Annotated in this window: 23 protein-coding genes; 19 read left to right on the top strand and 4 right to left on the bottom strand. The window is 74.1% G+C overall.

The annotated features are described in order from the left end of the window. Positions 1-152: 152 nt before the first annotated feature. From IH00_RS0106800 to IH00_RS0106710, 19 genes are all read left to right on the top strand, one after another. Entirely contained in the window at positions 153-938 is a 786-nt protein-coding gene (locus IH00_RS0106800; RefSeq protein WP_031070651.1) for an SDR family NAD(P)-dependent oxidoreductase, read from the top strand. Positions 939-954: 16 nt separating this feature from the next. Further along, on the top strand, positions 955-1605 hold the full coding sequence (locus tag IH00_RS0106795) for a sigma-70 family RNA polymerase sigma factor (protein ID WP_031070648.1): 651 nt from the start codon (positions 955-957) through the stop codon (positions 1603-1605). Then, a complete protein-coding gene (locus tag IH00_RS0106790) occupies positions 1605-2804 on the top strand; it encodes an MFS transporter (protein ID WP_031070647.1) in 1200 nt (399 codons plus the stop codon). Before IH00_RS0106795 ends, IH00_RS0106790 begins: the two co-directional genes overlap by 1 nt. A gap of 205 nt (positions 2805-3009) precedes the next feature. Further along, positions 3010-4680 carry an FAD-binding oxidoreductase gene (locus tag IH00_RS0106785; RefSeq protein WP_031070645.1) on the top strand — a complete coding sequence of 557 codons (1671 nt, stop codon included), beginning with the start codon at positions 3010-3012 and terminating at the stop codon, positions 4678-4680. Between the two features lie 593 nt (positions 4681-5273). Next, complete coding sequence (gene wecB / locus IH00_RS0106780; protein ID WP_031070643.1) at positions 5274-6470, top strand: non-hydrolyzing UDP-N-acetylglucosamine 2-epimerase; 1197 nt, start codon at positions 5274-5276, stop codon at positions 6468-6470. A 106-nt stretch (positions 6471-6576) separates the two neighbouring features. Beyond that, positions 6577-7371 (top strand): hypothetical protein, encoded by a 795-nt coding sequence (locus IH00_RS0106775; protein ID WP_234334779.1) that lies wholly within the window; start codon positions 6577-6579, stop codon positions 7369-7371. Positions 7372-7391: 20 nt separating this feature from the next. Beyond that, on the top strand, positions 7392-8660 hold the full coding sequence (locus IH00_RS0106770; protein ID WP_031070639.1) for an FG-GAP repeat domain-containing protein: 1269 nt from the start codon (positions 7392-7394) through the stop codon (positions 8658-8660). A gap of 128 nt (positions 8661-8788) precedes the next feature. Continuing rightward, on the top strand, positions 8789-10033 hold the full coding sequence (locus IH00_RS0106765) for an acyltransferase family protein (protein WP_052411196.1): 1245 nt from the start codon (positions 8789-8791) through the stop codon (positions 10031-10033). A gap of 45 nt (positions 10034-10078) precedes the next feature. Then, on the top strand, positions 10079-10867 hold the full coding sequence (locus IH00_RS0106760) for an alpha/beta fold hydrolase (RefSeq protein ID WP_031070635.1): 789 nt from the start codon (positions 10079-10081) through the stop codon (positions 10865-10867). Positions 10868-11048: 181 nt separating this feature from the next. Continuing rightward, positions 11049-11735 carry a dTMP kinase gene (locus IH00_RS0106755; protein ID WP_234334778.1) on the top strand — a complete coding sequence of 229 codons (687 nt, stop codon included), beginning with the start codon at positions 11049-11051 and terminating at the stop codon, positions 11733-11735. Continuing rightward, a complete protein-coding gene (locus tag IH00_RS0106750; RefSeq protein WP_078887579.1) occupies positions 11722-13533 on the top strand; it encodes a GH3 family acyl-acid amido synthetase in 1812 nt (603 codons plus the stop codon). Before IH00_RS0106755 ends, IH00_RS0106750 begins: the two co-directional genes overlap by 14 nt. Then, positions 13530-14390 carry a class I SAM-dependent methyltransferase gene (locus IH00_RS0106745; protein WP_031070629.1) on the top strand — a complete coding sequence of 287 codons (861 nt, stop codon included), beginning with the start codon at positions 13530-13532 and terminating at the stop codon, positions 14388-14390. The genes IH00_RS0106750 and IH00_RS0106745 overlap by 4 nt, the downstream gene beginning before the upstream one ends. Position 14391: 1 nt before the next feature. Next, positions 14392-15909: an NAD(P)/FAD-dependent oxidoreductase gene (locus IH00_RS0106740; protein WP_031070627.1), complete on the top strand. Its 1518-nt coding sequence runs from the start codon at positions 14392-14394 to the stop codon at positions 15907-15909. Next, entirely contained in the window at positions 15906-17057 is a 1152-nt protein-coding gene (locus IH00_RS0106735; RefSeq protein WP_234334777.1) for a hypothetical protein, read from the top strand. The genes IH00_RS0106740 and IH00_RS0106735 overlap by 4 nt, the downstream gene beginning before the upstream one ends. Further along, complete coding sequence (locus tag IH00_RS0106730) at positions 17054-17905, top strand: DUF6182 family protein (RefSeq protein ID WP_031070623.1); 852 nt, start codon at positions 17054-17056, stop codon at positions 17903-17905. The genes IH00_RS0106735 and IH00_RS0106730 overlap by 4 nt, the downstream gene beginning before the upstream one ends. Next, positions 17898-18698 (top strand): LysR substrate-binding domain-containing protein, encoded by an 801-nt coding sequence (locus IH00_RS0106725; RefSeq protein WP_078887578.1) that lies wholly within the window; start codon positions 17898-17900, stop codon positions 18696-18698. The genes IH00_RS0106730 and IH00_RS0106725 overlap by 8 nt, the downstream gene beginning before the upstream one ends. Further along, positions 18695-19504 (top strand): alpha/beta fold hydrolase, encoded by an 810-nt coding sequence (locus IH00_RS0106720; RefSeq protein WP_031070619.1) that lies wholly within the window; start codon positions 18695-18697, stop codon positions 19502-19504. Before IH00_RS0106725 ends, IH00_RS0106720 begins: the two co-directional genes overlap by 4 nt. Beyond that, positions 19498-20349 (top strand): class I SAM-dependent methyltransferase, encoded by an 852-nt coding sequence (locus IH00_RS0106715; protein WP_031070617.1) that lies wholly within the window; start codon positions 19498-19500, stop codon positions 20347-20349. The genes IH00_RS0106720 and IH00_RS0106715 overlap by 7 nt, the downstream gene beginning before the upstream one ends. 42 nt (positions 20350-20391) lie before the next feature. After that, positions 20392-21726 (top strand): cytochrome P450, encoded by a 1335-nt coding sequence (locus IH00_RS0106710; protein ID WP_031070615.1) that lies wholly within the window; start codon positions 20392-20394, stop codon positions 21724-21726. A 146-nt stretch (positions 21727-21872) separates the two neighbouring features. On the opposite strand, the gene IH00_RS0106705 is transcribed toward IH00_RS0106710, so the two are convergent. The 4 genes from IH00_RS0106705 to IH00_RS0106690 all read right to left on the bottom strand — a co-directional run bounded on the left by IH00_RS0106705 (position 21873) and on the right by IH00_RS0106690 (position 24906). After that, the gene (locus IH00_RS0106705) at positions 21873-22883 is read right to left on the bottom strand and encodes an MsnO8 family LLM class oxidoreductase (RefSeq protein ID WP_052411195.1); all 1011 of its coding nucleotides are present in this window, start codon (positions 22881-22883) and stop codon (positions 21873-21875) included. Next, complete coding sequence (locus IH00_RS0106700) at positions 22880-23473, bottom strand: hypothetical protein (RefSeq protein ID WP_052411194.1); 594 nt, start codon at positions 23471-23473, stop codon at positions 22880-22882. The genes IH00_RS0106705 and IH00_RS0106700 overlap by 4 nt, the downstream gene beginning before the upstream one ends. 28 nt (positions 23474-23501) lie before the next feature. After that, entirely contained in the window at positions 23502-24377 is an 876-nt protein-coding gene (locus IH00_RS0106695) for an alpha/beta hydrolase (protein ID WP_031070608.1), read from the bottom strand. A gap of 91 nt (positions 24378-24468) precedes the next feature. Next, positions 24469-24906 (bottom strand): VOC family protein, encoded by a 438-nt coding sequence (locus IH00_RS0106690; RefSeq protein WP_031070605.1) that lies wholly within the window; start codon positions 24904-24906, stop codon positions 24469-24471. Between the last annotated feature and the right edge of the window lie 227 nt (positions 24907-25133).

Below are 25133 nucleotides of genomic sequence, written 5' to 3'. Positions count from 1 at the left end.
GAACTAGCCGGTCCGCCCGGCACAGAGCCGGCGGTGCACCCCTCCGTCATCCCCCGCCCCGGGGTGCACCGCCGAACCCTCCCCCCTCCCTTCGCTCCCCCTGCTCCCCCTTCCGTCTCCCCGTTCCGTCCCTCCACCACGAAAGAGCACTGATGGACCTGCACCTGGCCGACCGGGTCTTCCTCGTCACCGGCGCCTCCACGGGCATCGGTGAGGCGACCGCCCGGCTGCTGGCCGCGGAAGGGGCCCGTGTCATCGGCGTGGCCCGCCGCACGGACCGCATCGACGCCATCGGCCCCGGGGTGACCCCGGTCGCCGCCGACCTGACCGACCCGCAGGCGGCCCCGCGCGTCGTCCGCGCCGTCCTCGAACGGCACGGCCGCCTCGACGGCCTGGTGAACAACGCCGGGGCCCTCACCTCCCACGACGGCTTCCTGGACGTGACCGACGAGGAGTGGCACGCCACCTTCGAGGTCAACTTCCACGCCCACGTACGGATCACCCGCGCGGCCCTGCCGGCGCTGCTGGAGCGCGGCGAAGGCAGCCTGGTCCACGTCGCCAGCGAGGCCGCCCGCTTCCCCGACCCGTCCATCGCCGACTACGCCGCCACCAAGACGGCCCTGCTGTCGCTCTCCAAGAGCCTGTCGGCCGAGTTCGCCCCGCGCGGCATCCGCTCCACCGTCGTCTCGCCCGGCCCCACGCGCACCGCGCTCTTCGACGCCCCCGGAGGCTTCGCCGAGCAGCTGGCCGAGCGGTACGGACTGCCCGCCGACGAGGCCGTCGACCACTTCATCCGCGAGGAGCGCAAGCTGCCCAGCGGCCGGATCGGCACGCCCGACGACGTCGCGCGGATCATCGCCTACCTGCTCTCGCCGCAGGCCGCGCAGGTCACCGGCGCCGAGTGGGCCGTGGACGGCGGAGCACTCCGCCAGATCTGACGCCGAAGGACACCCGATGACCGACACCCTCACCCCGGCCGCCGGCGGCCTCCTCGCCCCGGCCGAAACCGACGAGCAGCGCACCGCCCGGTTCGAAGGGGATGCCCTCGGCTACCGGGACCAGATGTACGCCGCCGCCCTGCGGCTGCACCGCAACCGCGCGGACGCCGAGGACCTGGTGCAGGAGACCTTCGCCAAGGCCTACCAGTCCTTCCACCAGTTCCGGGCGGGGACCAACCTGCGGGCGTGGCTCCACCGCATCCTGATCAACACCTTCATCACCCTCTACCGCAAGCGGCAGCACGAGCCGCAGTGGGCGCTGGTGGGGGAGGCCGACGACTGGATCCAGGTCCGGGCCGCCGGCCACGGTGCCGCCCGGCTGCCCTCGGCCGAGTCGCAGGTGCTGGACCGCATGGCCGACGACGAGGTGCTGGAGGCGCTGCAGGCGCTGCCCGCCGAGTTCCGCACCGTGGTCTACCTCGCCGACGTCGAGGGCCTGGCCTACCGGGAGATAGCCGCACGGCTGGGCGTCCCCCACGGCACGGTGACCTCCCGGCTCCACCGCGGCCGCCGCCGGCTGCGCGCGCAGCTCACCGACTACGCACGGACGCGGCGGCTGACGGCCGCCGAGCCGGGCACGGGCGCCACGCCCCGGAAGGACCGATGATGCCCGCCGCCCTGCTCGCCCTGGCGCTCGGCGCCTTCGGTATCGGCACCACCGAGTTCGTGATCGTCGGTCTGCTGCCCGAGGTGGCCCGTGACCTGTCGGTCCCGATCCCCAGCGCCGGCATGCTCGTCACCGGTTACGCCCTCGGGGTGGTGGTCGGTGCGCCGCTGATGACCGCCGCGGGGGCCCGGCTGCCCCGCAAGACCATGCTCACCCTCCTCATGGGCATCTTCATCGCGGGCAACCTGCTCTGCGCGCTCGCCCCCACCTACGAACTCCTCATGGCGGGGCGGCTGGTGGCCGCCCTCACCCACGGCGCCTTCTTCGGCATCGGCTCGGTGGTCGCCGCGAACCTCGTCCCGCCGGACCGCAAGGCGAGCGCGATCGCCCTGATGTTCATCGGGCTGACCGTGGCCAACGTGCTCGGCGTGCCGCTGGGGACCGTCCTCGGCCAGCACTTCGGATGGCGCTCCACCTTCTGGGCCGTCACCGCCCTCGGCGTCGTGGGGCTGGCCGCCGTCGCCGCGCTCGTACCGCCGCAGCCGAAGGAGCAGGCGGGCGGGCTCCGGGGTGAGCTCGCCGTCTTCCGCCGCCCGCAGGTGTGGCTGGCGCTCGCCATGACCACCCTCGGCTTCGGCGGGGTGTTCGCCTCCTTCACGTACATCGCGCCGATGATGACGGAGGTGGCCGGCTTCTCCGCCGGTGCGGTCGCCTGGCTGCTCGTCCTGTTCGGGGTGGGCCTGTGCGTGGGCAACGTGCTGGGCGGCAAGGCCGCCGACAAGGCCGTCATGCGCAGCCTGTACGTCATCCTGGCCGCGCTCGCCCTGGTACTGCTGGTCTTCGTCCAGACCGCCCGCGCACCGCTGCCCGCCGCGATCACCGTCTTCTTCTTCGGCGTGGTGGGGTTCGCCACCGTGCCCCCGCTCCAGACCCGGGTCATGCAGAAGGCCGACGGCGCGCCCGCACTCGCCTCGGCCGCCAACATCGCGGCCTTCAACCTCGGCAACGCGATCGGCGCCTGGCTCGGCGGCCTCACCGTCGAGCACGGCCTCGGCTACACGGCGCCGAACTGGACCGGGGCGCTGCTGGCGGCGGCCGGCCTGGGCGTGGCGCTGTTCTCCGGCCTCCTCGACCGGCGGTCCGACCGGCGGCGCGCGGCCACCGAGGAGCCGGGACCCGCCCCGTACGCCTCCGTCTGACGCCGCATCCCCTCCGCATCCGCATCCGTATCCGCGTCCGCATCCGCATCCCCTCCGCCTCCGCATCCGCGTCCGTATCCCCTCCGCCTCCGCATCCGCGTCCGTATCCCGATCCCTCTGCCCACCTGTGCGTCCCGACCTCTTCCCGACCTGTCCCACGGGCTCGTCCCGTCATCATCACGACAAGAACCCGAGGTAACCGATCATGAGTGGAATCCATCGCCGCAAGGTCCTGAGCGGCGGAGCGGCCCTGGCCGGCGGCGTTGCCGTGAGCGCGGGCCTGGCCCCGTCCGCCGCCGCCGTGCCCGCCGGTACGGGTGAGGCGGCGCAGTTCGGCGCCACCATCCGCCCCGGAGACACCCTGTACCCCGACCTGACCACGGGCAACAACCAGCGCTTCGTCGCCAGACCGGACTACATCAAGATGGTCAAGTCGTCGGCCGACGCCGAGAAGGCCCTGCGCGACGCGTTCCGGGCCGGCAAGCGGGTCTCGGTGCGCAGCGGTGGCCACTGCTTCGCCGACTTCGCCTGCAACCCGGACGTCGAGGTCATCCTCGACTTCTCCGAGATGACGGACGTGGGCTACGACGCCCGCCGCCGGGCCTTCTACGTCGAGCCGGGCGCCCGGCTCATCAACGTCTACGAGGCCCTCTACAAGGGCTGGGGCGTCACCATCCCGGGCGGCATCTGCTACAGCGTCGGCGCGGGGGGCCACATAGCCGGCGGCGGCTACGGACTGCTCTCCCGCGCCCACGGCCTGGTCGTGGACCACCTGTACGCGGTGGAGGTCGTGGTCGTCGACGACAAGGGCCGTACCCGGACCATCGTCGCCACCCGCGAGGAGGACGACCCCCACCGCGACCTGTGGTGGGCCCACACCGGCGGCGGTGGCGGCAACTTCGGCCTGGTGACCCGGTACTGGTTCCGCTCGCCGGGCGCCAAGGGCACGGCTCCGCAGGACCAGCTGGTCTCGCCGCCGTCCACCGTCCTGGTCAGCGCGGTGGACATCCCGTGGGACCAGCTCGACGAGGTCACCTTCACCCGGCTGCTGAAGAACTTCGGCGCCTGGCACGAGACGCACAGCGGGCCCGACTCCGAGTACCGCCACCTCAGCAGCCTGTTCAACGTCAGCGCCAAGGCCCACGGCAGCCTGGGCATGTTCACCCAGGTCGACGCGACCGTGCCCGGGGCGCGCAAGCTGCTGGACGACTACATGGCGGCCATCACGGCCGGTACCGGCATCAAGCCGGGGGCGCTGACCAGGCCCACGGGCGAGCTGCCGGCCATGCCGGAGCTCGCCGCGCCGCGCACCCTGCCGTGGCTCCAGGCGACGCGGCTGGTGGGCACCAACAACCCGACCATCACCAACCCCACGTCGCGCGGCGCGCACAAGTCCGGGTACATGCGCAAGAACTTCACCGACGCGCAGATCGCCGCGCTCTACAAGCACATGACGCGGCCGGACTTCCAGAACCCCGACACCATGCTGGTGCTGTTCTCCTTCGGCGGCCGGGTCAACGCCGTGGCGCCCGACGCCACGGCCAACGCGCAGCGCAGCTCGGTCTTCAAGATGTGCTTCCAGACCTTCTGGGCCGACGAGCGCGAGGACGACTTCTACCTCGGCTGGGTGCGCGACCTGTACGAGGAGTTCTTCGCGGCGACGGGCGGTGTGCCGGTCATCGACGACCGCACCGACGGCTGCTACATCAACTACCCCGACCGGGACGTGGCCGACCCGCGGCGCAACCGCTCCGGCGTGCCGTGGCAGACGCTGTACTACAAGGAGAACTATCCGAAGCTCCAGCAGGTGAAGCGGCGTTACGACCCGTCGAACTTCTTCCGCCACTCGCTCTCCGTGGAGCCGGCCAAGCGCTGACCGCAACCACGCCTTTTCCGCCTGCCGTCCCGCCCTCCGTCGCGGCTGCCCTCCCGGCTCGCCCGGCCGGGCCGGGACGGCCCGTACGGCCCCGCACAGGGCCGCCACGTGCTCCGCAAGGCCCTCCTGACGGCCCCTGAGGGCCCTCCGAGGCCGCTGGGTGGTCCGTCAGCCTTCCCTCCCCCTGCGCCCGCCGCGTACCCCGCGGCGGGCGCAGTGCTGTTTCCGCCCCGGTCCCGCAGCGCTCAACTGCGCTGCGGGGCCGGGGCGTTGTGCGCGGGATCCGGCCACGGGCCGGCGTGCGCGAGAGCTGTGCAAGTCACACCGATCCGGCTTGACGGCAGAGATAGCTCACGGAAAAGATATCTCTCGTCCGGCAGGGAGTACCCGCCCCGGAGCTTCCGCTCCGCGAGGCGTCGCACCTTCCCCTCCCGCCGACGGCGCATGCCGCGCTGCTGACGCGCCCCCGGCGCCGGAGCCCTTCTCCGGCCGCACGGCACACGCCCCCACACGCACCTCGCACGGCTCCTGTCACCACCTCACGCCGTTTCGACGCCCACGTCACCGCCCCACGTCGCAAAGGAATGACAACCATGCGGTCCGTCGCAGTAGTTCTCGGTACCAGGCCCGAAGCCATCAAGTTCGCCCCGGTCATCCGCGCGCTCCAGGACGACCCCAGGTTCGACCCGGTGGTGATCTCGACCGGGCAGCACCGCCAGATGCTCGACGAAACACTGGACGCGTTCGGCCTCAAGCCCGACATAGACCTGGAGATCATGGCCCCGAAGCAGACGCTCTCCCAGGTCACCTACCGTTCCCTGCGCGGCCTGGAGGAGCACTTCTCGGTGCTGTCCACCGAGGCCGTGCTGGTCCACGGGGACACGGCGACCACCCTCGCCGGCGCCCTGTCGGGGTTCCACCACCGGATCCCGGTCGTGCACGTGGAGGCCGGGCTGCGCAGCGGCCACCTCGACTCCCCGTTCCCGGAGGAGGGCAACCGCCGCCTGGTGGCGCAGGTCGCCCGCCTGCACCTGGCGCCCACCCCCGGCAACCGGGCCAACCTGCTGCGCGAAGGCGTCAGCGAGGACAGCGTCGTCGTCACCGGCAACACCGTCATCGACGCCCTGCAGTGGGCGTGCGACAAGGCGGACGACTACGGCGACCCGGCCCTGGCGGATCTCGACACCGACCCGAGGCGGATCATCCTCGCCTCCGCCCACCGGCGTGAGGCATGGCCCCACCTGCCGGAGATCGCCCGGGCCTTCGCGGAGATCGCCGACGAGCCCGACGTCCGGGTGGTCGTGCCGCTGCACCGCAACCCGGTGGTGCGCGAGGCGATGCTGCCCCGGATCGGGCACCACCCGAACATCACCGTGGTCGACCCGCTGCCGTACCTGAACTTCTGCCGGCTGATGCGCCGCGCCGACATCATCCTCTCCGACAGCAGCGGTTCCCAGGAGGAGGGCCCGGCCCTCGGCAAGCCCACGCTGGTCCTGGGCACGGTCACCGAGCGCTCCGAGGCCGTCGTGGCCGGCACCGCCCGCCTGGTCGGCGTCACCACCGACAGCATCGTCGCCGGAGCCACCCGGCTCCTGCGCGACCCGGACGAGTACGACCGCATGGCCGCCGCCGCCAACCCGTACGGCGACGGCCGGGCCACCGAGCGCACCGTCGGCGCGCTGGCCCATTTCTTCGGTGACGGCCCTCCGGTGGAGCCCTTCGTCCCCGGCACCCCCGTCGACGAGCTCGCGGCCGAACTGGCCCGCACCTCCTCGTACGCACGGACCTGAGCCTCCCGTCCGGCGCACCCGCAACCCGGACCCGCACCCGAACTCACGCCGGAGAACACCCGCACGCGCACCCGCACCCGCACCCGACCGAAAGGCTGCCAGCGCCGTGTCCGACACCGTGCTCGACGCTCCGCCCGGCACCACCGCCGGCACCGGGGCCGCGGTCGAGCCCCCCACCGAGACCCCGCTGAACTTCACCGGCCCGCGCGTCGAGGCGACGCTCGTCCGCAACGCCCGCGACTACCGGGTCCGCGGGACGGCCATCGTCGTCAACACCGGCATCGGCGACGTCCACATCGCCGAAACGCCCCGCACGAGCATTCCCGCCCTGTCCTCGACCATCCTGGCCGACACCGTCATCGAGCGTGCCGACACCCTCGTCCTGCTCCGGGTGCCCGACGACGGCGGCATGGCCGGCATCACCGGCGAACCGGGCTGGGCCCTGCTGGGGGACCTGCTCGGCGAGGACACCGCCCCGGGCGACGGCCTGCCCTTCCCCCGGGACACCCCCCTGTGGAAGAGCCCGCAGGACGACGCGGGCACCGTCACCTTCGACGCCGCCCACCTGCTGAAGGAGACCCCGGAGCCGGCCGCCCCCGAGACCTTCGACATCAAGGTCAACCTCTGGTACGCCCCCGCCGGCACCGACTGCTTCATCCACAACCAGCACGACTTCATCGAAGTGCACACCCAGGTCCACGGAATCGGCCGCATGCAGAAGTTCCGGGAGCAGGACCACCGGACCCTCTACCAGGACGTCGTGATGAGCCCGGGCTACACCACCCCGGACCCCTTCTGCTCCACCGGCCCCGACGGCACCTACGTCTACCCCTGGCACCAGTACCGCGCCGACACCGACTGCGTCTGGCTCGCCGTCGAGTACCACCGCCGCACCCGCTGACTTCCCCGAGGAGACCCACCATGACCAGCAACTCCCTGCCCAACTTCCAGGCCCCGAAGTTCACCGCCGAGCTCGTCGCCGACCAGCTGCGCGACGGGTACTGGCTGGAGGCCCCGGACATCGACGGCGACGGACGGCCGGACCTGTTCGGTTACGGGCTGCGGCTCGGCGAGATCTACTGGTACCAGAACGACGAGCGGTGGACCCGCCGCCTCGTCCAGGACAAGATCAAGATGCCGGTCGGCGCGGACTTCGCCGACGTCAGCGGCAACGGCAGCCCCGACATCATCGTCTGCTACGACCTCTACGGCCCGATCGGCACCATCCACGACGCCAACACCGCGGGCGGGAAGATCGACTGGCTGGAGAACCCCGGCAGCCCCGACAAGGACGAGTCGCGCTGGAAGCGCCACTACATCGGCCGCGCCACCGGCATGCACCGGCTGCGCGTCGGGCACTTCACGCAGACGGAGCGGCTCGAGGTCATCGGCCTCCCGATCGTGGCCAAGGAGGACGTGCACGCCGTCCTGCCGGTGGTGATGTTCACCCAGCCCGACGACGTGCACGCGGCCGAGGAGTGGCCGATGACCGTCATCGACGACAGCCACTTCCGCATGATCCACGGCGCGGAGAAGAAGAAGGGCCTGATACCGGGCTCCGACCGGGACTCGCTCCTGCTCGCCTCCGACGAGGGTGTCACCTGGCTCTACTGGGACGACCGGCGCCAGGAGTGGATCCGCAAGCTCATCGGCACCGGCGAGCTCACCCAGTTCGAGCAGACCGGCTTCCGCGGCAGCGGCGACCTGAACGCCGGCCGCCTCGGCGACGACCCCATGGCGTACGTCGCCGCCATCGAGCCCTTCCACGGCAACACCGTCGCCGTCTACACCAAGGCCACCGACGGACCGGCCGACGAGGTGCAGTGGAACCGCGTCCTGCTCGACGTCTACGGCGACCCCAACGAGAACGGGGAGGGCCCCGGCCACCAGATCGTCTGCGCCGACTTCGACGGCGACGGCGACGACGAGTTCCTGGTGGCGCTGCGCGGGCCGTGGCCGTGGCAGGGCGTCATGTACTACAAGGCCATCGACGCGGCGAACGGCATCTGGGCCAAGTGGCGCGTCTCCGAGGAGTCCGTCGCCCGCATCGCCACCGCGGACTTCAACGGCGACGGCCGGCTCGACTTCGCCACCATCGCGTACTCGGTCCAGAACTACTACGTGGCCAAGGACGCCAAGCTCATGCTCTACCGCAACGAGATGGACGTCCCCCGGGGCGACACCGAGTAGGGCGACGCACGCACCTCCCGCTCGACACCCAGCAGCACCGCGCGGGGGCGGCCGCCGCCCGGCGGCCGCCCCGGCCGGCTCCCGACCCGTTTCCCCGCCCCGTTCCCGCGCCGGAAAGCGTCCTCATCATGTCTGTGATCTCCTCCACCCGCTCCCGGGCGGCCGCCGCGCCCACCCGGCCCGCCAACCTCCCGTCCCTGACCGGGCTGAGATTCTTCGCGGCCCTGCTGGTCTTCTTCTTCCACGCCTCGCTGACCGACTCGCCCATCCCGCCCAACGCGCCGATCAACCCCTTCGCCCACGACGGCGTGGCCGAGGTCTTCACCACGGCCTTCAGCAAGGCCGGCTACATGGGCGTGTCGTTCTTCTTCGTCCTCAGCGGCTTCGTCCTCGCCTGGGCCTCCCGCCCCGGTGAGCGGCTGACGTCCTTCTACCGGCGCCGCGTGTGCAAGATCTTCCCCAACCACCTGGTGGTGTTCGCCGCGTCGATGCTGCTCTTCGCCGGCGCCGCGGTCACCAGCGTGGGCCACTGGCTGCCGAACATGCTGCTGCTGCACACCTTCTTCCCGCAGCCGGCCATCAACCTCAGCGTCAACCCGCCGAGCTGGTCCCTGGGCAGCGAGTTCCTCTTCTACCTGCTCTTCCCGCTCCTGATCGTGCTGATCCGCAAGATCCGCGAGAACCGGCTGTGGCTGTGGTCCGGCCTGATGATCGCGGGCATGGTGGGCGTCCAGCTGGTCACGCGCTTCCTCATCCCCGACACCCCGAAGTCGGCGATCACCCCCATCTCCGACATGCAGTTCTGGTTCGGCTACCTCTTCCCGCCCGGCCGGGTCTTCGAGTTCGCCCTCGGCATCATGCTGGCCCGGATCGTCCTCGCGGGCCGCTGGCCGCGCCGCATCGGCATCGGCGTCTCGGTGGTGCTGTCGGCGATCGGTTACGCCGCCGCCCTGGTCGCCCCGTTCGAGTACGGCTTCGTCGTGGCCACCATCATCCCGGTCGCCGCGCTGATCTGCTCCGTCGCCACGGCCGACGTCGACGGACGCGAGACCTGGCTGCGCAGCCGGCCCATGGTGTGGCTCGGTGAGGTCTCCTTCGGCTTCTACCTGGTGCAGGGCGTCACCATCTTCTACCTGCGCTCCCTGCTCGGCGAGGCCACGTACAGCATCCCCGTCGCGATCCTCGTGGTCATCGGCTTCTTCGCCGCGTCCCTGCTGGGCGGCTGGCTGCTCTACCGCTTCGTGGAGACGCCCGCCATGCGTCACCTGAGCCGCAGCCGCAAGCGCCCCGCCGCCCCGGTCGCCATCCCGTCGCCCGCCCCGGCGACCCACGACACCCTCGTCGAGCAGCCCTCCGCACCGACCCGGAGCTGACCCGACCGTCCCGCTCCCACCCATCCCCGAGGAGGCGTCACCCCTATGTCCACCGTCAGCGTCGCGGGCACCGAGGTCCACTACCGGGTCGAAGGATCCGGGCCCGGCCTGCTCCTCGTCCACGGTTCCACCGCCGACTCCGAGGCCAACTACGCGGCTGTGCGGCCGCTCCTCACCGACCGGTTCACCGTCATCACCCCCGACTACGCGGGCAGCGGCGGCACCCCGCTGCCGGACGGCGAGCTGACCCTCGACCTGCTGGTCGCCCAGGTCGCGGCGGCCGCCCGTGCCGCCGTCGACGGACCGGTCGACGTGGTCGGCGCCTCCCTCGGCGCGGTGGTCGCCGCGGCGCTGGCGGCCGAACAGCCCGAGCTGGTACGGCGGCTGGTCCTCGTCGGCGGCTGGGCCCGCAACGACGATCCGCGCCAGGAGCTGGCGCTCGGCCTCTGGCGCCGGCTCGCCGACCTCGACACCGTCGCGTACCAGCAGTTCATCACCCTGCTGTCGCTCTCCCCGGACCGGCTGACGACCATGGGCCGCGACGAGATCGCCGCGGCGGCCAAGGGCGCCGACCCCTCCGAGGGCGCCAAGCGCCAGATCGACCTGGACCTGGTCGTGGACATCCGTGACCGACTGGCCGCCGTCCGGGCGCCCACCCTGGTCGTCGGCGCCCGCCAGGACATGGTGATCCCGGTGGCGCACTCCAGGGAACTGCACCGGGGGATCGCCGGCAGCCGGTACACGGAGCTGGACTGCGGCCACAACGTCCCCTTCGAGCAGCCCGCCGAACTCGCCGCGCTGCTCCGCGACTACCTCGACCAGCCGGCCGCCTAGCGGCCGGAACCGGGTGCGCTGCAGGACCGGCCCCGGCAGGCCCCGACACTTCGGGGACTTGCCGGGGTCGTTCCCGCGACACCCTCCCGACCGGAATACCGAACGGTATCTACGTAACGTTCTCGGGCGTACCGGCAGGCCGCAGCAGCCGGCCGCGACCGCCACGCCGAACCATCCGGGGGTGCACTTCTCCATGGTCCTGGACCACTCCACAGCCGACTCACCGGCCGGGCAGGCCGGTCCCGCCTTCTGCGTGCTGCTCGGCGCCGACTACGCCGGCAAGTCCTCCGCCATGAGACGTCTGCGCGAGGCGTCCGCGCCCTGGCGGCTCGTCTCCGCCGACGACGCCTTCCTCGACCGCGAGCACGACCTCATACGCCGGCTCCGCCGGGCCGTGGTCACCGACGTCGCCGCCCGGCCCGACGCCTGGTCACCGGAGTTCTTCACCACGCTGATCCAGACCGCGGTCCTCCACCTGCGCGACCGGCTGCTGGACGACCGCACCGGCACCCCGGCCGTCGTGGACTCGTACTACTACAAGCTGCTGGCCAAGTGCCGGCTGGCCGGCGTGCCCGAGAACCCCATGTTCGCCTGGTGGCGCACCCTGCCCCGGCCGCGCCGCGTGATCTACCTCGACGTGCCCCCGCGGACCGCGTGGGGGCGCACCCGCGGCGGCACCGCCCTCAACCGGCTGGAGTACTACGGGGACCAGCCCGACCGGGACGGCTTCGAGCGGTACCAGAGCGACCTCGCCAAGACCATGCGGGACGAGATCAGGCACCTGCCGGTGACGGTCGTCCGCGCCGACGGCGACCCGGAGCGCACCGCGCGCGACATACAGGAGGCACTCGCCCATGAACTCGCCTGACACCTGGACCGACCCGGACAGGCTGCGCCGCTACCGCGAACGCGTCCTGGCCGAGCGGGAGCGGCTGCGCGCCGCGCACGCCGACGCGGCCGCGCACCAGCAGCGGGTGCTGGACGACCTCGTCGGGTTCAACGCCTCCACCGCGTACGGGAAGGAACACGGCTTCGAGCGGATCCGCACCCTGGACGACTGGCGCAAGGCGGTCCCCGTCCAGGACTACCGGACCCTGGGCCCCTGGATCGAGCGCGCCGCCGCCGGCGAGCCGAACGTGCTGAGCGCCGACCCGCCCGTGGTGTTCTTCACCAGCAGCGGCACCACCGGGGCACACAAGAAGATCCCGGTCACCGCGCGTTTCATGCACACCACCTTCTTCCCCTTCTACTACGCCGCCTGGGCGCCGCTGATCGAGCACTTCCCCGAGGTGATCGCCCGGCCGGACGCGGTCCTCAACCTCAAGCACGACCCGCTCGCCGCCCCGCCGACCACCGCCTCGGGGCGCCCCCACGTCGGGGCGAGCCAGGTCGACTTCGGCGAGAAGTTCGGTGAGCCGCTGTCGGCCGAACCCGGCACCTCCGCCCCCTGGGCCACCCTGCCCGTGCCGGTGGAACCCGGCGCCCACCTGGAGAAGATGTACCTGCGCCTGCGGCTCGCGGTGGAGAGCGACGTGCGCTGCGTGATCGGCATCAACCCGGCGATGGTCGCGGCGGTTCCGTACCAGCTGAACCTGTGGTGGTCGCGGATCGTCAAGGAGGTCCACGACGGCACCGTCGGCGGGCTGCCCTCCGGCGCCCCCAACCCGCACCGCGCGGCCGAGCTGGAACGGCTCGCCGCCCGCTCCGGCACGGTGCGCCCGGCCGACGTCTGGCCGCACCTGAAGGCGCTGTTCTGCTGGACCACCGGCGTCGCCTCCCTGTACCTGCCGCGCCTGAGGGAGGAGTTCGGCGCCGGGGTGACCGTGCTGCCCGCTCCCGTGGCCGCCTCCGAGGGACCCGTGGGCGTCGCCCTGGACCGCCACCGCAGCGCCGGCAGCCTGGTGGTGACGGCCTCGGTGTACGAGTTCGCCGACGCCGGCGCCGAGCTGGCCCCGGACACCGCCACCCTGCGGCCCGAGGAACTGGAGACGGGCCGCGACTACCACGTGGTGTTCAGTCATGTCGGCGGTCTGTACCGGTACGCCGTCGGCGATGTCGTCCGGGTCACCGACCGGGTCGACGGCGTGCCCCGTGTCGAGTACGCCGGCCGCGCGACCCTCTCCGACGCGGTGGGGGAGCGGCTGCGCGAGGCCCAGGTGATCCGCGCCCTGGCCGCGGCCCTGGACGCCGGGGGCCTGGAGGTCCGCAACGCCGCCTGCCGGGTGGCGCGGAGTGCCGGGACCGCCGCCCCCGCCTACGCCTTCGCCCTCGCCCCGCGCACTCCGTGGACCGACGACGAGACCCGGCGGTTCACCGGCCGGCTCGACGGCGCCCTGGAGCGCGAGTCGGCCGGCTACCGCGACGCCCGCCGCTCCGGGCGGCTGGCCGCACCCACCGTCACGCTGCTCTCCGCCGAAGCGTTTCTGCACGACTGGCAGTCCACCGTGGCGGCAGGCGTACGCCCCACCCAGGTCAAGGACCGGCTGTTCCGTCAGGACCCGGAGCAGTGGCAGCGGCTCACCGGCCGCGTCCCCGGGCCCGCCCCGGCCGCGCACGCCGCCCCGCCCGCGGACCCCGCACGTCCCGCGTCCCCAGCGTCCCCCGCACTCCGCGCGGCGCCCGCGCAGCCCGTACCGCCCGTACAGGAAGAAGGTTCACCGTCATGACCGCATCGCTGGACGCCGTCGAGCGGACCGCCCTGCTCACCGCCGCCCTCCGGGCCGCCGAGAGCAAGCGCCCCGACCGGCTCTACGAGGACCCGTACGCGGCGGCCCTGGCCGGGGACATCGGCCCCGAGCTGCTCGCCGAGGTGCGTGCCGCCACCTTCCCGCCCGGCCGGGAACGCACCCTGCCGTCCACCCCCGACTACAACGCCATCCGCACCCGGTTCTTCGACGACTACCTCCAGGACGCGGCGCAGGACCCGGCCATGACGCAGATCGTGCTCGCCCCGGCCGGCATGGACTCGCGCGCCTACCGCCTGGACTGGCCGTCCCACGTCCGCTGGTACGAGGTCGACCGGCCCGCCGTACTGGCGTACAAGGAGGAGCAGCTCGGTGCGGCGGCACGGCCCCGCACCGACCACCGCCGCGTCGCGGTCGACCTCACCTCGCCCGACTGGGAGCGCGACCTGTGCGACGCCGGGTACGACCCGGCGCTTCCGTCGACCTGGCTGCTCGAAGGACTGCTGTACTACATCCCCGAGCCGGACACCCACCGCATCCTGCAGCGGGTCGCGGCCGTCTCGGCCCCCGGCAGCCGGATCGCCGCCGACATCGTCAACGCCGCCGCCCTCACCCTGCCGCACATGCGCGGCCTGCTCGACGTGTTCTCCGGCTGGGGCTGCCCCTGGCTGTTCGGCAGCGACGAGCCGGAGGAGCTCTTCGCGCGGTACGGCTTCGACGTGCGCGCCGTGCAGCCGGGGGAGGAGGGCGCCGACTTCGGCCGCTGGCCCGACCCGGTGCCGCCGCGCTCGGTGCGCGACGTGCGCAGGGTGTTCTTCGTCCACGGGAGGAGGAGCTGACATGCGCAACGCCGTCATAGCGGGAGGGGGCGTCGCGGGCCTCGCCACCGCGCTCGCCCTCTCCGCGACCGGCTGTCGCGTCCTGATCCTGGAACGTTCCGCCCGGCCGCCCCAGTGGTCCGTCGGCGAGTCCGCGGGCCGCTGGGTGCGCCCCACCGTCCCGCAGGCGTCCCACTCCCACACCCTCACGTCGCTGGGCGTCACGCTGCTGCGCGCCCGCGCGCCCCAGGTGCTGTCCGCGGCGCGCGCCACGGGCGCCAAGGAGCTCGACCTCACCCTCGCGATGCCGCCCGGCGCCACCGACCGCGACCGGGAGCCGGGCGACGACGACCTGGTCGCCCTCGCCTGTCGCCGTACCAGCTTCGAGCTGGTCCTGTACCGGGCCGTGCGCGACCTGCCGGGTGTCCTGATCCAGCACGACACGACGGTCCGGGGCGTGGAGCTCGACCCGGCCGGCCGCCGCGTCCGCGCCGTCGTCACCGACCGCGGCGAACGCGTCCCCGCCGACCTCGTCGTGGACGCCACCGGGCACCGGGCGATGGCCCGGGCCTGGCTGAGCAGGGCCGGCGTACCCGTCGGCGACGACGTGACCAGCCCGTCCGGGCTGGCCGGCTACTCCCGCTTCTACCGCCTGACCGGAGAAGGCGGTTACCCGGGCCCGGTCAACCGGGGCAACGCGGCGGGTGACATCTGGGACCACTACGCCGGGGTGCTGCACCCCGCCGACAACGACACCTTCTCCATCGCCCTGGCCACCCTCCCCGGCGACCACGCGCTCGCCGGGCTGCGCACCCGGGCCGGCTTCACCGCGCTCGCCCGCGCCACACCCGGCCTCGGGCCGTGGCTCGAACCGGGTGTCTCGGAGCCGATCTCGCCCGTCTTCGCCATCACCAGTCCGCCCAACGCCCTGCGCTGGGCCGCCACCCAGTGCCGGGTCGCGGGCCTCTTCACGGTCGGCGACGCGGCGTGCGTCACCAACCCGCTCTTCGGGCGCGGCATGTCCCTGGCGCTGGCGCACGCCTTCCTGCTCGCGGACGAACTGGCCCGGCACCCGGCCGTCGGCCCGGCGCAGAGCCGGGCGGTGGCCCGGGCGGCGGAAGCGCTCCACCGGCCGTGGTACGACCACGCGGCGGCCGCCGACCGCGACCGCATCACCCGCTGGCGGGCCGCGGTCCAGGGCACACCGGCTCCCTCGGAGACAGCGGCATCCTCGGCGACACCGGCCCCCTCGGCGGCACCGGCATCCTCGGCGGGACCCGCGGCGGCACCCCGGGCCGCGGACCCCGACCGGCCGCCGACGTCCGCCGAGATCGCCGCCGCGGCGCGCAGCGACGGCGTGGTCTGGCGGGGCCTGACCCGCATGCTGATGAGCCTGACCACGCCCGCCGAACTCCTGGGCGACGAGAAGTTCGTCACCCGCGTACGGCAGGCGCCCGCCCCCTCCGCCCCCGGCCGTACGGCACCCTCCCGCGACGAGCTGGTGGCACTCGTCGCCGCCGCGGAGAGGAGCCGTCCGTGACGGCTCTGACCCACGCACCCGCCACGGCCGGCCCCGCGCCCGTCGGCGGCCGGGTCCTGCTGGCCCCCATCACGATCACCCCGTCCAAGCCGCTGACCCCCAGCCACCTCAAGGGCCTGCTGTGGACGGACGTGATGTACCGGGCCACCCGCGGCGTGGCGGACGTCACCTTCCGCTACAGCCCCACCACCTACCACCCCACCGAACAGACGCTCGCCTTCTGGGAGTACCTCGACCGCACGCGCGGGGACACCGACTACGACGACCTGACGGAGGAGCGGATCGGGGAGCTGTACATCGGCTTCCGGGCCGAAGCCCGGCCCGCCCCCGCCGAGGCGCTCGAGCCGTACGCGGTGGCCGCCGAGCGCGGCTGGGTGCACCCCGCGGGCGCCCGCGTCCTGCGGCTGTGGGCCGGGCACTACGCCGCCCTCGGCATGCACGACCCGGGGCTCACGCGCCACCAGCCGCCGGGGCTGGACCTGGACGGGATGATCGAGCGCCTCGGCGCGCTGGGCATGTGCCTGGACCAGCGGGGCACCGGCGGCCCGGTCTACCTCGACGCGACCCGGTACGGACTGCCGCTGCGGCAGATCGTCACCGCCGCCGGCCGGCCCAACTACCTCGCCTGCGCGCTCCGCGAACTCCTGCCGCTCGCAGCGGACTTCGACGAGGTGGTGCTCGTCTACGACACCGAGCTGGACCCGGACTACCAGCAGCTCGAACGGGTCCTGGGCGCGCTCGGCCCGGCCGTGCGCCGGGTCCCCGTCGGCCGGGTCCCCATCGACGGCCGCATCCGCTCGGCCCGCCACGGCGGCTGGCAGGACCACCACGCCGGCGCCCTGCTCACCGAAGCCCTCGCCGCGTACCCGCCGCCCGTCGTCCGGCTCGGCATGCGGCTGTACTTCATCGCGCTGCTCGGCCCCGGCCGGCAGCAGTCCTTCCGGGCCGACCTGCTGCGCCAGTCCATGTCCCGGGCGGAGCGGCTGCTCGCCGCGGCCGGAGCGGGAGATCCGGAGACCCTGCCCGCGCGTCTGGGACGCCACCGCCGCGACCACCGGTACGTCGACCCGTACCGGCTGACGTCCGGCCTGCTCGGCAGGCGCGGACCGGCACCGGCCGCCGACCTGCTCTCGGCGGTGTACCTGTGACGCCGACCCAGGAGCGGCTGCGGCAGGCGGTCGCCGCACGGATCCGCACCGCCCGGCCCGACCTCGCCGGGCGCTTCGACCTCGCGTCCGCCGACGGGCTCCTGGCAGCCCAGGCCGCCCTCCGGGCCGCCGCCCAGGGCACCGGCTCCCGGCCCGGCGAAGGCGGCCGTGACGCGAGCGGCGGCGGCCTCGCGCCGAAGACCGAGCACATCGAGGACACCGAGGGTACAGAGGGCGTCGACGACGCCGAGGACACCATGGCCGCCGTGGTGATCGGACGGCTCGACCTGGCCCGATGGGCCCGGTCCACCTGCGCGTTCGCCCTGTCGCTGACCGGGGAGCGCGCCGCCCTGTGGCGGCGTTCCTTCACCCGTACGGTGTTCCTGGCGGGCAACCCCGCCAACCTCCGCGACCGGTTCGCCTTCGCCCACACCGCCGACGACGGCTCGGCGGCCTGGGCCGGACCGGGGCCGGCGTCCGAGACCGCCGCCCTGCGCCGGCTGCTCAAGCTGTTCCACGGGGACGCCGCACTGCCCGCCGCCCCGGACCTGACCTTCCGCGTGCCCGGGCGCGCGGGGGCGGCGGACCGCGCACCGGTCCACCGCCACCTGTACCTCGCCACCGCGGGCTGCTCCGTGTCCGAGGCGCTGGTGCACCTCAACCACGTCCTGGCGGAAGCGGTACTGGACGGGCTCATCACGCACGGCGACGCGGTGACCATCCGCCAGGTGCCGCGGCTGATGGGCGTGTCCGCGTCCTTCGCGGCCCTGCGCGTCACCGCCGAGACCACACTCCCCGGGCGGCTCCGCGCCGCCGCCGGGCTCACCGAGGAGACCCCCCTTGACTGACCGTCCCACCCCGACCGGGACCACCCCGTCAGCGACCACCCCGTCCGGGACCACCCGGTCCTCGACCGCCCCGTCGCCGGCCGGCCCTCCGGCGATCCGGCTCGGCTACCACGGCTCCGTCGAGGTCGCCCACCGCATCCTCCGCCTCGCCGGGCACGACCCCGCCGGTGTGCTGCTGAGCCAGTACGACGTCGCCGACCCCTTCCGGGGCGTGCGCGACGGCGGACTCGATCTCATGATCGTCAAGTTCCGGCTGGACGAGCCGGACCTGGCGGTGAGCCGGGTGCTGACGTACGACGCCCGCGCGGCCGTCGTCGGCGCCGGGCACCCGCTCGCCGGCCGGGAGTCGGTCTCCATCGAGGAGCTCGCGGACTACGACGCCTTCGAACGCCCCGGCACCATGCCCGACTACGTCTGGGACGAGGTCGTCCCGCCCCGGACGCCCGCGGGCCGCACCATCCACCGCCGCCACCGGGTGACCGACGTGCCGCGCATGATGGCCCTGGTGGCCGAGGAGGGCGCGGTCCACATCTCGCTCGTCTCGCTGGCCGACGTCGCGCCCCCCGGCATCCGGGTCGTCCCCATCCACGACCTGCCGCCCGCCCCGGTCGCCCTCGCCTGGTCCCGTGACGCCGCGCTCGCCCCGCACATCGCCGGTTTCCTCGCCCGCGCGGAGGCGGCGGCACCGGCGGACGGTGCCCCCTCCGCGGCGGCACCGGCGGACGGGACCGCCACCGCGGCGGGGCCCGCGGTCCGCGTCGTCCACGCCGGGGCGGGAGGGACCGGCCGATGAACGCCACCGCCGACCGGACCCCCGTCCCCGTCGTGCTGCTGCACGCCCTCGCCCTCCACTCCTCCATGTGGGACGCCCAGCGCCAGGCCCTCACCGCGCTCGGCCATCCCGTCATCGCCCCCGACCAGCGCGGCTTCGGCTCCGCGCCGCTCGGCGACGCCCCGCCCTCGCTCGACGTCGTCGCCGACGACCTGGCCCGCCTGCTGGACGAGCGGGGCGTCGACCACGCCGTGTTCGCGGGCGCCTCCATGGGCGGCTACACCGCCATGGCCTTCCTGGCCCGCCACCCCGACCGGGTCGCCGGTCTGGCCCTGCTGTCGGCCCGGGCCACCGCCGACACCCCGGAGGCGGCGGCGCAGCGGCGGGAGTTCGCCCGCCTCGTGCGGCTGGACGAGGCGCGGGGGCCGCTCGTCGACCGGTCCAGCGCGCTGCTCGTGGGCGCCACCACCCGCGCCGGGCGTCCCGGCGTCCTGCGGCGCGTCACCGCCGACGCACGGGCCGCCGACCCGGCAGCCCTGGCCTGGGCCCAGCTGGCCATCGCCGCACGCCCGGACTCCACCGGTACCCTGCGCACCGCCCGCGTGCCGGCCGTGGTGATGGCGGGCGAGGAGGACGAGCTCGTATCCCACGACGACGCCCGGCACGCCGCCGCCGCGCTGCCCCACGGGCGGCTGATCACTCTCCCGAAGGCCGGACACCTTCCCCCGCTGGAGACGCCCGAGCCGGTCACCGCGGCGCTGCGGGACCTCCTGCACGAGGTCGGGGAGACCGGGAAGACCGACGAGACCGAGGTACGAGCATGCTGACCGACGACCACAAGGCCTGGGGCTACACCACCTCGACCGGTCTCGGCTTCACCCACCACACCGTCGTCGACGCCCACTTCCGCGCCTGCGAGGGCCCCTACCTGGACCTCCTCGGGCAGGCGGGGATCCGGCCCGGCGCGCACGTGCTGGACGCCGGCTGCGGCCCCGGCGACTTCCTGCCGCACCTGGCCGACCTCACCGGGCCCGCCGGCCGGGTCACCGCCGTGGACCTCGCCCCGGAGAACGCCGACCTCGCCGCCGGGCGGGCCGCCTCCGGCCGGCTCCCCTGCCCCGTGGACGTGCGGCAGGCGGACCTCACCGCCCTGCCGTACGACGACGACACCTTCGACGCCGTCTGGTGCGCCAACACCGTGCAGTACCTGGACGACGACCGGCTCGCCGCCGCCCTGCGGGAGCTGGTCCGCGTGGTCCGCCCCGGCGGCACCGTCGCGGTCAAGGACCTGGACGCCCACCTGATCACCGCGCGCCCGGCCGACCCGTACCTGTTCGCCGACTTCTTCCGGGCCGCGGCCGCCGCCCCGGGCTACGCCCGCCAGCTGCTGCGCTCCCGCGAGCTGTACCGCCACCTGCGGCAGGCCGGCCTCACCGGCGTACGGCAGCGCACCGTCCTCATCGAGCACCACGCCCCGCTCCCCGAGGCCGCCTCCGCCTTCTACCGGGCCGCCTGCGCCCGGCTGGCCCCCCAGGCGCTGGCGCTGGGGCTGAGCGCCGAATGGGAACGGTTCCTCGACCCCGAAGCGGCCGACCACCCCCTCGGCGACCCCGACGGCTACATCAGCGAGGGCAACGTCCTGGCCGTCGGCACCGTCCCGGCCGCCGGCTGACGCCGGCGCCCATCCCGTACGAGCCCGACGAGGAGTCCGGACATGCCCGCCACCACCTCATGCCCCCCGGCGCCCGGAGGGGTGCCGCTGCTCGGCCACGCCCCCGCGCTGCTGCGCCGGCCACTGAGCTTCTTCGAGTCGTCCCGGACCGCCGACCCGCTGGTACGGGTCGGCTTCGGCCCCATCGGCCTGTACCTGGCCAACGACCCCGCCCTGGTCCACCGCATCCAGGTCGACACCGACACCTTCGAGCGCGGCCGGTTCTTCGAGCGGCTCGCCGCCAACTTCGGCAACCCGCTGATCGCCTCCAACGGCCCGGAGCACCAGCACCAGCGCCGTACCCTCAAGCCCGCGTTCAGCCGGCGCAGCGTACGCGACCACACCGAGGTGATCGCCGAGGAGGCCGAACGGCGGCTGGGCGGCTGGCGGCCCGGGGCCGTGGTCGCCGCGGACGAGGAGATGTCGGACCTGGTGACGGCGGTCGTGCTGCGCTGCCTGTTCACCACGGAACTGCCGCCCGCCGTCGTCAGCGACATCCGCACCACCCTGTACATGATCGCCCGGCGGCTGCTGGCGCGCACGGTCTTCCCCGACGCCGTCACCGAGTTCCCCACGCCGGGCAACCGCCGCTTCCGGGCCTCCGTGAACCGGTTCCACACCACGGTCGACCGGATGGTCGCGGAGCGCCGGGCCGCGCCGGCCGGGGACCACCCCGACGTGCTGGACGCGCTCCTCGCGACCCGGCACCCGGCCACCGGGGCGCCGCTCACCGGTACGGAGATCCGCAGCGAGCTGCTGATGCTGCTCTTCGCGGCGCTGGAGACCACCAGCACCACCCTCAGCTGGGCGGTGTTCGAGGCCACCGTACGGCCCGAGGTCCAGGAGCGGCTGCGCAAGGAGGCCGACGCGGTGCTCGGCGACGGCCCGGTCGGCTACGACCGCCTGCACGACCTGGCGTACACCCGCCGCGTGCTGCACGAGACGCTCCGGCTGCGCTCCCCGATGCTCTTCACCCGCCGCACCCGCCACGACGTCGTCCTGGCCGGGGTCGAGGTCCCGGCCGGCTCGGAGGTCGGCTACAGCCCCCGCGCCATGCACCGCGACCCGGTCCTGTACCCGGACCCGCGGCGGTTCGATCCGGACCGGTCGGCGCCCGAGAGCGGCCAGGTCGTGACGCGCGGGGCCTACTTCCCGTTCGGGACCGGGCCGCACCGGTGCATCGGCGAACACCTGGCGATGACCGTGATGACCGTCGCGCTGGCGACGCTCTTCTCCCGGTGGCGGCTGCGGGTGGCGCCCGGGACGCGGATCCGCGAGGCCAACAGCTCCCTGCCGCACCCGAGCAGCCTCCCGCTGGTCCCGACCCCGCACGACTGACGCCGACGCGGCCGCCCCCGTACCCCTCACCCGTGGCCCGCACCCCCGCACCCCGCACACGCCGAACCGCCGGGCCGGATTCCTCCGGCCCGGCGGTTCGGCGTCACCGGGTGTGCGCGGTCCGCGCCCGCACGCCCGCGGTTCCCCTACGCGGCGGCGGGCGCCCGGTCGGCCTCCGGTGCCTCCTGGCCGGACAGGTCGAAGACCTGCGCCAGCAGTTCGTAGGAGCGCACCCGGTCGGCCGGGTCGTGGGTCAGCGTGTTGATCACGAGCTCGTCGACACCGTGCGCCGCCGCGAGCTGCTCCAGTTCCTCGCGGACCCGTTCCGGCGTACCGGTCACCAGCGCCTGGCTGTTGACGGCGGCCCGCTCGGCCTCCGCCGTGCTCCAGCGGTGCCGCCGCGCGGCGTCCACCGAGGGCAGCGGGCGGTCCTGGCCCAGGTCCTTGCGGCTGCGCCACAGCAGCAGGCTCAGCGCCAGTCCGTCGGCCCGCTCCTGCGTGTCGGCGGTGACGACTCGGACGGCCAGCACTCCCTTCTGCGGGCCCCACGCCGACGCCGCCAGTCCCTGGCGGTAGCCCTCCAGGGCGACCACGCCCGGATCGGGGGCGAGGAAGTGCGCGAAGGCGAACGAGGTGCCCAGCTCACCGGCGAGCGCGGCGGAGCGGGTGCCCGCTCCCAGCAGCCACAGCCGCGGGGGGACCTCGGCCGCGGAGACCAGTGGCGGCAGGGGCGGCAGCGATCCCGCCCCGCCGCCCTGCCCGCCGCCCAGGCCCAGCAGCCGGCTCACCTCCTGGACCTGCTGCGGGAACCGGGCCGCCGGGCCCCCGGCCCGCCCGAGCCCGAGGTCGACCCGGCCCGGGTGCAGCGAGGCCAGGACCGAGAACACCTCCGCCACCTTCAGCGGTTCGTACCGCGGCAGCAGCACGCCGCCGGTGCCGATCCGCATGCGCCGGGTGCGCGACAGCAGCGTCCCGGCGAGGATCTCCGGGGCCGTGCCGGCGAAGCCGGGGGAGTGGTGGTGCTCGGCCACCCAGTAGCGGGTGAAACCCAGCGCGTCGGCCCGCTCCGCCAGCTCGACGGAGGCGCGCAGGGCGTCGGAGTGCGAGAACCCCTCGCCGACCGGGGACTGGTCCAGGACGGACAGGCGTACGGTCATACCGGCAGCCCCTTGGTCCGCGGGTTGAGCACCGCACCCGGCCGGAGCGGACCGCCCTCGGCGACGGTGGCCGGCACGATCCGGAAGTCCCGCTGGAAGACCAGGTTGTGCAGGTCCGCGGCGACGATCGCGCGCAGGAGGGGCAGCTCCGCGGCGGCCTGCCCGGCGTCGAAGACGTTCAGCGGCCACTCCCCGACCGTGGCGCCGCTCAGGTGCGGATGGTGGAACCCGCCCCCGTAGTGCGCCCTGATCGTGATCGGGTCGATCTCGGTGACGCGCTGCTCGGGCCAGGTCAGCGCCCAGGTGGCGGCGACGCCGCCGTCCGGGGTCCGGCGCACGCCGCTGGCCCTGATCTCACCGGTGTTCCGCAGCAGGTGCTCGTTCACCTCCCGCAGGGCCTGTTCGGCGTACGGGCCGAGCAGCTCGACCGCCGTGACGAACAGGCGCTCCTTGCCCTGGCGGGTGCCCTGGTCACCGTGCAGGCCGTCGCGCAGGTCGCCGAAGTGCCGCAGCAGGGAGCCGAGATGGCCCGGCACGGAGGCGGGGGCGCCGGTGCCGGGGGCGTCGGTGACGCCGGGGGTGCTGGTCATGACCTCTCTCTTTCTCGGGTCGGGGCCGTCAGACGGCCCGGTCGTGGGGTGCGGTCGCGGCGGCCGACGCGGCCAGCCGGTCGTGCAGGGTCGCGGCGAGCCAGTGGCGCAGCGCCCTGGGGTCGTCGGAGGAGTCCCGCGCGTCGTCGAAGACGCCGGCCCCGTCGGGCTGCAGGAAGGCCCCGTGCAGCAGGTGCGGGAACTGCTGGAAGGTGACGTCGTTGCCGGCCTCGCGCAGCATCCGCGCGTACGTCTGCACGTCGTCGGCGACCGGGTCGAACGCGCCGACGGCGAGGATCGCCGGGGCCACGCCCGCCAGGTCGCCGGCCTCGAAGGGCGTGCTGGGCGGGAAGCCGGGGCCGGTGTTGCCGGCCCGGTAGTCCCGCCAGGCGGCGATCATGCCCGGCTGGGTGGGGAAGTTGTTCAGGTAGCGGGTGTAGGACCGGGCGCGGCACGCGGGGTCGAGCGGGGGGTAGGCGAGGACCTGGGCGCTCAGCGGTTCGCCCCGGTCGCGCCGTACCAGCGCCGCGCACGCCGCGATCGTCCCGCCGGAGCTGTCCCCGCCGGCCGCGACGGGCGGCAATCCCTCCTCGTCGGCCCGTTCCTGGGCCCACTCCAGGACGGCGAGCACGTCGTGGAGGGCCGCCGGGTGCCGGTGCTCCGGGGCCAGCCGGTAGTCGACGCTGACGACCGCGCAGCCGGAGCGGCGGGCCAGGTCCGCGCAGGAGGCGTGCCAGCCCTCCAGCGAGCCGGAGCGCCAGCTGCCGCCGTGCCCCCAGACCAGCCAGCCGACGTGTCCGGACTCGGGCCGGTAGACGCGGACCGGTATGTCGTGACGGGTGGTCCGGATGCGCAAAGGCTGCCAGACGACGTCCTGCGAGTAACGGTCACCGGTGTGCGGCATGGCGGCTCTCTCCCTCTCGGGTCGGTTGGGAAAATCCTCCGCCGACCGCCGCCGACCAGCCAGAACCGTGTTCTGGGTAGTCATCGCAGGGTCACTCTGCGGCCGTGGGGCCGTCGTCGGGCAGATCGCGGTAGCCCTGGCTGACCTCGACCACGTTGCCCTCGGGGTCGGCGAGCCACACGCTGCGCCAGCCGGGGATGAACGCGTCGAAGTCCAGCGGCCCCAGGGTGACGCGCGCGGCGTCCCCCATGCGGGCCAGGAAGGCGTCCACGTCGTCCGTCCGGAAGGCGAGGTGCCGCACGGCTCCGGCGGTGTGCGGCCCGTCGGCGGAGGGCTCGGGTGCCGGGCCCGCCTGCGCGGGCAGCGAGCACAGCTCCAGGTAGGCGTCCCCGAGCCGCAGGAAGACGAACCGGGCGCCCGCCACGTCGAAGGCGCGGGCGCGCCGCATGCCGAACCAGTGGCGGTAGAACTCCTCGGTCGCCTCGAGGTCACGGCAGTTGAGGGCGGCGTGCGACCACCGCAGAGCCATGGGCGTCCCTTTCGACGGCAGGTGGTGGACGGGGCGGCCGCTTCGGCGCCACCGGAGGGCCGGGGCCGCCCGTCCACACTCCCGGGCCCGCGGACACCGGAACAAGGCGTACTTGCCGAGGTCGGAGCCGTGCACGGCAGAAGTCCGGCCGCGGGCGCGTGTGTCGCACCGGCGGCCGGACTTCGGCGGCGGTCGGTCGTCAGCCGGCCGTCTTCTTGGGGTTGTGG

This window comes from Streptomyces sp. NRRL S-118 (genome assembly GCF_000716335.1).
GTDB lineage: Bacteria > Actinomycetota > Actinomycetes > Streptomycetales > Streptomycetaceae > Streptomyces.
The sequence above is the reverse complement of the archived record's forward strand: the minus strand, read 5'-3'. Positions and strand labels throughout refer to the sequence as shown.

Excerpts from the sequence above, each read along its gene's own strand:
- IH00_RS0106800 (WP_031070651.1), top strand. The coding sequence starts at position 153 with ATGGACCTGCACCTGGCCGACCGGGTCTTCCTCGTCACCGGCGCCTCC.
- IH00_RS0106795 (WP_031070648.1), top strand. The coding sequence starts at position 955 with ATGACCGACACCCTCACCCCGGCCGCCGGCGGCCTCCTCGCCCCGGCC.
- IH00_RS0106790 (WP_031070647.1), top strand. The coding sequence starts at position 1,605 with ATGCCCGCCGCCCTGCTCGCCCTGGCGCTCGGCGCCTTCGGTATCGGC.
- IH00_RS0106785 (WP_031070645.1), top strand. The coding sequence starts at position 3,010 with ATGAGTGGAATCCATCGCCGCAAGGTCCTGAGCGGCGGAGCGGCCCTG.
- wecB (WP_031070643.1), top strand. The coding sequence starts at position 5,274 with ATGCGGTCCGTCGCAGTAGTTCTCGGTACCAGGCCCGAAGCCATCAAG.
- IH00_RS0106770 (WP_031070639.1), top strand. The coding sequence starts at position 7,392 with ATGACCAGCAACTCCCTGCCCAACTTCCAGGCCCCGAAGTTCACCGCC.
- IH00_RS0106765 (WP_052411196.1), top strand. The coding sequence starts at position 8,789 with ATGTCTGTGATCTCCTCCACCCGCTCCCGGGCGGCCGCCGCGCCCACC.
- IH00_RS0106760 (WP_031070635.1), top strand. The coding sequence starts at position 10,079 with ATGTCCACCGTCAGCGTCGCGGGCACCGAGGTCCACTACCGGGTCGAA.
- IH00_RS0106750 (WP_078887579.1), top strand. The coding sequence starts at position 11,722 with ATGAACTCGCCTGACACCTGGACCGACCCGGACAGGCTGCGCCGCTAC.
- IH00_RS0106745 (WP_031070629.1), top strand. The coding sequence starts at position 13,530 with ATGACCGCATCGCTGGACGCCGTCGAGCGGACCGCCCTGCTCACCGCC.
- IH00_RS0106740 (WP_031070627.1), top strand. The coding sequence starts at position 14,392 with ATGCGCAACGCCGTCATAGCGGGAGGGGGCGTCGCGGGCCTCGCCACC.
- IH00_RS0106720 (WP_031070619.1), top strand. The coding sequence starts at position 18,695 with ATGAACGCCACCGCCGACCGGACCCCCGTCCCCGTCGTGCTGCTGCAC.
- IH00_RS0106715 (WP_031070617.1), top strand. The coding sequence starts at position 19,498 with ATGCTGACCGACGACCACAAGGCCTGGGGCTACACCACCTCGACCGGT.
- IH00_RS0106710 (WP_031070615.1), top strand. The coding sequence starts at position 20,392 with ATGCCCGCCACCACCTCATGCCCCCCGGCGCCCGGAGGGGTGCCGCTG.
- IH00_RS0106705 (WP_052411195.1), bottom strand. The coding sequence starts at position 22,883 with ATGACCGTACGCCTGTCCGTCCTGGACCAGTCCCCGGTCGGCGAGGGG.
- IH00_RS0106700 (WP_052411194.1), bottom strand. The coding sequence starts at position 23,473 with ATGACCAGCACCCCCGGCGTCACCGACGCCCCCGGCACCGGCGCCCCC.
- IH00_RS0106695 (WP_031070608.1), bottom strand. The coding sequence starts at position 24,377 with ATGCCGCACACCGGTGACCGTTACTCGCAGGACGTCGTCTGGCAGCCT.
- IH00_RS0106690 (WP_031070605.1), bottom strand. The coding sequence starts at position 24,906 with ATGGCTCTGCGGTGGTCGCACGCCGCCCTCAACTGCCGTGACCTCGAG.